This is a genomic window from Myxococcus vastator (genome assembly GCF_010894475.1).
GTDB classification, from domain to species: domain Bacteria; phylum Myxococcota; class Myxococcia; order Myxococcales; family Myxococcaceae; genus Myxococcus; species Myxococcus vastator.
On sequence record NZ_JAAIYB010000042.1, the window covers coordinates 25,928 to 32,052 of the forward strand.

6 protein-coding genes are annotated in these 6,125 nt (G+C 69.6%); 2 read left to right on the forward strand and 4 right to left on the reverse strand.

What is annotated here, in order from left to right:
- Window positions 1-9 precede the first annotated feature (9 nt).
- The 4 genes from lpoB to G4D87_RS06970 all read right to left on the reverse strand — a co-directional run bounded on the left by lpoB (window position 10) and on the right by G4D87_RS06970 (window position 3,810).
- Entirely contained in the window at window positions 10-618 is a 609-nt protein-coding gene (gene lpoB, locus G4D87_RS06955; protein ID WP_163780181.1) for a penicillin-binding protein activator LpoB, read from the reverse strand.
- Window positions 619-632: 14 nt separating this feature from the next.
- Window positions 633-1,460, reverse strand: coding sequence for a hypothetical protein (locus G4D87_RS06960; RefSeq protein WP_163780184.1), 828 nt, complete (start codon window positions 1,458-1,460; stop codon window positions 633-635).
- Between the two features lie 15 nt (window positions 1,461-1,475).
- Window positions 1,476-2,042: a hypothetical protein gene (locus G4D87_RS06965; protein ID WP_163780186.1), complete on the reverse strand. Its 567-nt coding sequence runs from the start codon at window positions 2,040-2,042 to the stop codon at window positions 1,476-1,478.
- Window positions 2,043-2,163: 121 nt separating this feature from the next.
- The gene (locus tag G4D87_RS06970; RefSeq protein WP_163780188.1) at window positions 2,164-3,810 is read right to left on the reverse strand and encodes a mechanosensitive ion channel family protein; all 1,647 of its coding nucleotides are present in this window, start codon (window positions 3,808-3,810) and stop codon (window positions 2,164-2,166) included.
- A 180-nt stretch (window positions 3,811-3,990) separates the two neighbouring features.
- Between G4D87_RS06970 and G4D87_RS06975 the strand changes: the two genes are divergently transcribed.
- Complete coding sequence (locus tag G4D87_RS06975) at window positions 3,991-4,374, forward strand: response regulator (RefSeq protein WP_002634498.1); 384 nt, start codon at window positions 3,991-3,993, stop codon at window positions 4,372-4,374.
- A gap of 5 nt (window positions 4,375-4,379) precedes the next feature.
- A complete protein-coding gene (locus G4D87_RS06980) occupies window positions 4,380-5,927 on the forward strand; it encodes a cytochrome c family protein (protein WP_205507460.1) in 1,548 nt (515 codons plus the stop codon).
- Window positions 5,928-6,125: the final 198 nt, after the last annotated feature.

Below are 6,125 nucleotides of genomic sequence, written 5' to 3' on the forward strand. Positions count from 1 at the left end.
TGCCGCCCGTTACCAGCTCACGCCGCGCTTCTCGAACTTCTTGCGAATCTGCTTCTCGTCCGTCCACTCGATGAGGCCGGTCCGCACGTTGCTGAGCTTCGCGGTCATCTTGTAATAGACGAGCTTGTCGCGGCCGACCTCCTGGATGATGGAGGCGAGGTCGCCCGTCATCAGGAAGTCCACCGACGTCTGCTGACCCGGGCCCTTGGCGGCGTTCGGGTCGACGTAGCCGGACTGCTGGTACTCGTACTCCTCCGCGATGTCCTGGCGCGCCTGCTGGTCCACCAGGGCGAAGCGGCCCGTCTGCGCCAGCGCCGTCTGAATCTTGTCGCCCAGCGAGCGCATGTCGATGTGCTCGGAGGTGCTGTTCTTCAGCTTGCCCACCAGGACGATGGGCAGCGAGCCGTCCGGCCGGGGCTGGGAGAAGCGCGCCGAGGTGGCGAGCGACTCCGCCATCTTCTTCGCGATGAGCTGCAGGTCGTTCTCGTTGAAGCGGTCCGACAGCATCTCGATGGTGTTCGGGTCCTCGTACGTGCCACGCGTGAAGGCGCGCGGGCCCGTGCAGGCGGACAGCGAAGCGGCGAGACAGGCGGACAGAAGCAGGCGGCGGGTGTTCATGGTGCGGGTCACTCCTAGTTCCATTCGCATTCGAAGCGGCTGCCTTCGAAGTTCCACTTGTAGGCGAGCACCGCGTCACGGCGGTACCCGGCCGTCAGGCGGCAGACGTTCTGCAGCGACGCACGGGGATAATCGAAGGTGTAGCGCTGCGCCCGCGACAGCTCCTGCGCGGTGAGCTGGGACGGGTGCGTGAGCGTGGGGCTGGCGCTGGCGACCACCAGCACGTGGTGCTTGCCGTAGGTGCGCAGCGGCACCTGGCCCGCCAACTGGACGCGCCGCACGGTGCGCGCGACGAGGATGTCGCTGCGGTCCACCGTCGTCTCGTGGCTGTTGCGGCGGCGCAGCAGCTCCGGGAGGTTGGCGGTGAAGACGCGGGTGATGTCCCCGTCGTCCACGAAGAAGTAGAGGAACGCCTCCCGCGCGGTGCGGCTCTCCCCGGTGAAGTCCAGCGTCACCAGCAGGTTCAGCCCGCGGTTGGGCGCCAGGCCGTGCCGGGACACCGCGGCCAGCACGTCCTTGTCCACGCCGGCCTTCTTGAGCCGGATGAGGCCGTCCGCGCTGGCGTCGCAGGCGCAGCGGCGCTCTTCAATCATCTTCACGAGCTGGGCGGGCTCGAAGCCGGCCTGGGACAGCTTCGTCAGCTCCTCGTCGGTGAGCGGGAGCTGGTCGGAGCGCTCATAGATGCGCGGGAGCTGGTTGGGGTCCCACTGGATGATGTTGTAGGTCTGCACGTCCCCGGCCGGGAACGGCAGGTTCACCTGCGGGCTTCCTCGGCCGGCAACGGAGACAGGCGCCTGGCTGGAGGTCAGCGCCAGTGTGGCGGCAAGCAGCTGGGCAATCATGTTGAAGCCTCCTTGCTAGAACTTGTAGCCCACGGACATGCCCAGCCGGTGCGTGACGCCGCCGCCGCCAATGGGGATGTCCGGGGTGTAGTTGAGGGCCATGAGGATGTTCTCCCGGTCACCCAGGAGGATTTCGGCACCCAGCTGCGGCGAGATGCCGAAGCGCAGGCCCTCTCCCTCCGGGATGACGATGGCGCCGGCCTTCAGGCCCGCGGTGAACACCAGCGGCCAGCCCCAGGTCCGGAAGCGGGGGCCCACCATGCCGACGAAGCGGCCCCCGTCGAACACGTAGGCGCCGCTCACGTCCAACTGGTACCAGTCCGCGCCCCACAGCGACAGCGTGGCGCCCACGAACAGCGGCGGGCCCTCCGGCGCGCCCCGAGGCGGCCTGCGGGAGTTGATGGCCGCGCCCCAGTCGAGCTGGAGCGACACGCTCCGGCCGCCGGGGCCGCTGTAGCCGCCCTTGCCGTATTCGGACTCCTCTGGACCGTCCGTGCGGCCTCCGGATTGGGCACTGGCGGTCAGCGGCACGGTGGCGGCCAGCATCGCAAGGGCCCCACACAACCTGACATGACGCATCATCTCGAAGACTCCCCCGGGCGGTAGGTGCGAATTTCCAGCGCTGTGACGGCGCGGCGCGGCGACTATTCAAAACCCCGTGCCCCCAGGCAAGGGCTCACTGCGCCTGGGGAGCAGCCAACCTTCACGCCCGAGGCGGCCTGGGCGGCGCATCCGGGGACGCGGACAGCTGCGCCGACTCCAGCTCCGGTGGTGGGAAGGGGCGCGCCTCCGTGCGGGTGACGGGCAGCCACAGCGGATGGGCGCGCAGGAAGGCCACCAGCTTCTCGCGCACCAGGGCCCGCAGGTCGAAGAGCGTGCTGAAGTCCGACACGCTGACCAGCGCGCGCACCGTGAGGGTCCGGTCCAGCACGTCCATGACGACCACCGACGCCACGCGGCCGTCCCACATGGCTTTGCCCTCGTTCTCCAGGATGCGGCGCAGCTCCGCGCGCAGCGCGTCGATGTCCGTCTGGTAGTCCACCTGGAGGATGACGGGCCCCAGCATCTCCGGGTTCCCCTTGCTCCAGTTCTGGAAGGGCTTGTCCAGGAACTGGACGATGGGGATGACCAGCCGGCGCTGGTCCCACGTCCGCAGCACCACATAGGTGAGCGTGATTTTCTCCACCGTGCCGTATTCGCCCTCGGTGATGAGGGTGTCGCCGATGCTGATGGGCTGGGTGATGGAGAGCTGGATGCCGGCCAGCAGCGTGCCAATGGACTTCTGCGCCGCGAGGCCGAGCACCAGACCGGCGATGCCGGCGGAGGCCAGCAGCGACACGCCGACGTTGCGCACCACCTCGAACTGGATGAGCAGCAGCGCCGCGGCGATGACATAGGTGGCCACCTCGAAGATGGCGCGGAGCACCACCAGCTGCGTGCTCACGCTGCGCGCCCGGGTCGCGTCCTTCATCTCCGATGACACGCGGCTCTGCACGAAGGCGACGGAGACGTGGAGGATGCGCAGGACGGCCCAGGCCAGCGCCACGACGCTCAGCGAGTAGGCGACCCGCATGAAGAAGCCCTGCGCCGGCCGAGGCAGCCGCAACAGCAGCGTGCCCACCGCCAGCAGCGCGGAGAAGGTGAGCAGCTTCACCGGCCCCTTCCCGGAGGAGACCACGTCGTCCTCCCAGGTGAACCGGGTCCACCGCGCCACCCGGCGGGCCAGTGCCAGGACCAGGCGCTCCAACAGCACCGACAGGCCCAGGCTGCCCAGCACCATCACCAGCAGCCCCAGCCACTGCCAGGGCTCCAGCCCCAGCACCGTGTCATTGAAGAAGAAGGCGGGCAGGAAGCCCACCAGCCGGGGGCCATACTCCGCGAAGAGCGGATCCACCTGCCGCATCGTGGACTCGTTGAAGACCCAGACCAGCCCCCCTTCGGAGGGGACGCGCTGGACGCGGATGGGGACGTTGTTCCCCTGCAATGGAATGGTGCCCAGTTGGTCGTAGCGTTCGTTGGCCGGGTCGCCCTCCGGGGCCGTGCTCAGCGCGCCCACGTTCACGGGCAGCTTGCGGTCCAGCACGAACTTGAGCGCGCGGGCCAGCTTGACGCCCCGCTCCGCCTGCTGGGCGCGGGGGATGTAGTCCAGGTCCAGGTAGTGCGCCGCCAGGGTGTAGTCCCCCCGGTGCGCGGCGGCCAGGAAGCCCTGGACGGCGGCCTGCGGTGTCCTCCGGTCCACCGAGGGTGGAGGCGGACCGAGGCCCACGTTGAGCGCGGCGGCAGGAAGGCTCCACAGCAGCCCCAGTCCCAGGACGAGTGCTCTCAGGGTCCAACTGTCACGGTGCATCATGGCTGACTGCCATATCCCCTTTGGGTGTCTCACTGGAAAGAAGTCGTCCCCGGACGCCCAGCGGCCGAGCGTGCGGCGATGGACATCCGAAATCAGGGAAACGCCGACCCCGGGAGCGCACGGGAAAGCGTTGGTGCGGCGCGTGGGGGTAGGATAGAAACGGCGTGAAGGAAGGTCGACGTGTCCGAGAAGCGAAGAATCCTCCTGATTGACGACAGCGAGATTACGCTCGCCATGGAGAAGGCCGTGCTCGAGGCGCGCGGCTACGAGGTCATCGCCACCTCCACGCTCATGGAGTTCGAGAAGACGCTGCAGACCTGGCGCCCGGACCTCATCCTCACCGACATCCACATGCCCGAGGCCAAGGGCACGGATATCTGTCGCACGCTGAAGAACGAGTACGGCACGCAGGACATCCCCATCGTCCTCTTCTCCAGCCTCCCGGACGACGAGCTGTCCAAGCTGGCCGAGCAGGTGGGCGCCGACGGCTCCCTGTCCAAGGTGAACGGGCTGGAGGCCATGGGCGAGAAGATCGACGAGCTGGTGCAGAGCATCCTCTGGTGAAGCCCATGCGTGCCTTCCTCGCCGCGGCCCTGGTGGCCGCGTCGCTCGCTGGCTGTGCACGCAAGGACCCTCCCCCCAAGCCCGCGGAAGCAGACGCTTCATCGGCCACCGCCGCCGCGAAGCCCGCCACGGCCGCCGGCCAGGGCCCGGGCGCCATCCTCTTCCTCTCCGCCGACACGCGCGGCTACCTGGGCCCGTGCGGCTGTAGCGAGAACATGCGGGGCGGCATCGCCCGCGCCGCCGCGCAGGTGCGGGCGGCGCGCGAGGGCTCGCTGCCCGTCCTCTATGTGGATGGCGGCAACAGCCTCTTCGGCGAGCAGCGGCTCAAGCCGGGACAGGTGCCCCAGGAGGAGCGCAAGGCGAAGGCGCTCGCGGACGCCATGCGGCACATGGGCCTGGCGGTGCGCGCCACCGGCCCGCTGGACGACACGCGGGGCGTGGACTTCCGCGAGGGCCTGGGGCTGCCGGAGCTGGCGCCGGGCGCGGTGAAGCTGCTGCCCGCGGGCGAGCGGCAGGTGGGCGTGGTGGCGGCGACCACGGCCGCGCAGCTCGCCCAGGCCAGCGCCCAGGCCCGCGCGCGGGGCGCGGACTTCGTGGTGGGCCTGCTGGACGTCACGCTGGACGTGGCCCAGCAGGCGGTGGAGCAGCCGGGCTTGAAGGCCGACGTGGTGGTGGCCACCCGCACCGCCACCGAGTTCAGCGGCGAGCAGAACCGGCTGGTGCGGTCCGCGGTGCCAGTGGTGGCGCTGCAGAGCAAGGGACGCTCGCTGCTGCGCGTGGACCTGGCCTATGCGCCCCAGCCCGGCCCCTTCGCGTTGCAGAAGGGTCAGGATGACCTGGAGCGCGAGGCCGCCGCGCTGGAGCAACGCACGGCGCTGCTGGACAAGGACATCAACCTCCCCGGCACGGACCCGAAGCTCAAGGCGCTCAAGCAGGGCAAGCGCGACGAGCTGGTGGCGCGCCGGCAGGCCCTGCTGAACGCGCCGCCCGTCAGCCCCGACGGCGTCAACGCCTTCACGCTGCGCTTCGTGCCGCTGGAGTCCAGCCTCCCCTCCGACGCGGAGGCGGTGGCGCTGGTGTCCGCCTACGACGCGGACGTGGGGAAGATGAACCTCGCCTGGGCGAAGGCGCACGGACAGGACTGCCCGCCTCCGGCGCCGGGCCGCGCGGGCTTCGTGGGCAACGCGCCTTGCCGCACCTGCCACGAGGATGCGTTCCCCGTCTGGGAGAAGTCCAAGCACCACCACGCCTGGGAGACGCTGGAGCAGGTGGGCAAGCAGTTCCACCTCAACTGCGTGGGGTGCCACGTCACCGGCTGGGAGCAACCCGGCGGCGTGTGCCGGCTGGACAAGGTGGCGGGCCGCGAGGACGTGGGCTGCGAGAGCTGCCACGGTCCGGGCTCGGAGCACGCGGATGCGCCTGGCACCGACAACATCATCGCCTCGCCGGGCGAGAGCGTGTGCGTCACCTGTCACAACCCGGAGAACTCGCCTCACTTCGATTTCGCGACGTACCTGCCGCGCATCGTGGGGCCGGGACACGGGAAGCCTTAGTCATCCAGGAATCCAGGGGCTCGCCTGGTCGGCTGCGCCTGCCAGGCGTCCAGACAAGGGGCGCTCACCGCGACTCCTTGTTTGACTGTCAAGGAAAAGGGCGAATACTTCCCGCTTTCGCCCGCCTCCGGGCCCCCGTTCCCGCGACTGTATGCTGCCTCTACCTCTGCTTCTGCTCGCCCTGGCCTCGGCCCCTGC

Excerpts from the sequence above, each read along its gene's own strand:
- lpoB (WP_163780181.1), bottom strand. The coding sequence starts at position 618 with ATGAACACCCGCCGCCTGCTTCTGTCCGCCTGTCTCGCCGCTTCGCTG.
- G4D87_RS06970 (WP_163780188.1), bottom strand. The coding sequence starts at position 3,810 with ATGATGCACCGTGACAGTTGGACCCTGAGAGCACTCGTCCTGGGACTG.
- G4D87_RS06960 (WP_163780184.1), bottom strand. The coding sequence starts at position 1,460 with ATGATTGCCCAGCTGCTTGCCGCCACACTGGCGCTGACCTCCAGCCAG.
- G4D87_RS06965 (WP_163780186.1), bottom strand. The coding sequence starts at position 2,042 with ATGATGCGTCATGTCAGGTTGTGTGGGGCCCTTGCGATGCTGGCCGCC.
- G4D87_RS06980 (WP_205507460.1), top strand. The coding sequence starts at position 4,380 with ATGCGTGCCTTCCTCGCCGCGGCCCTGGTGGCCGCGTCGCTCGCTGGC.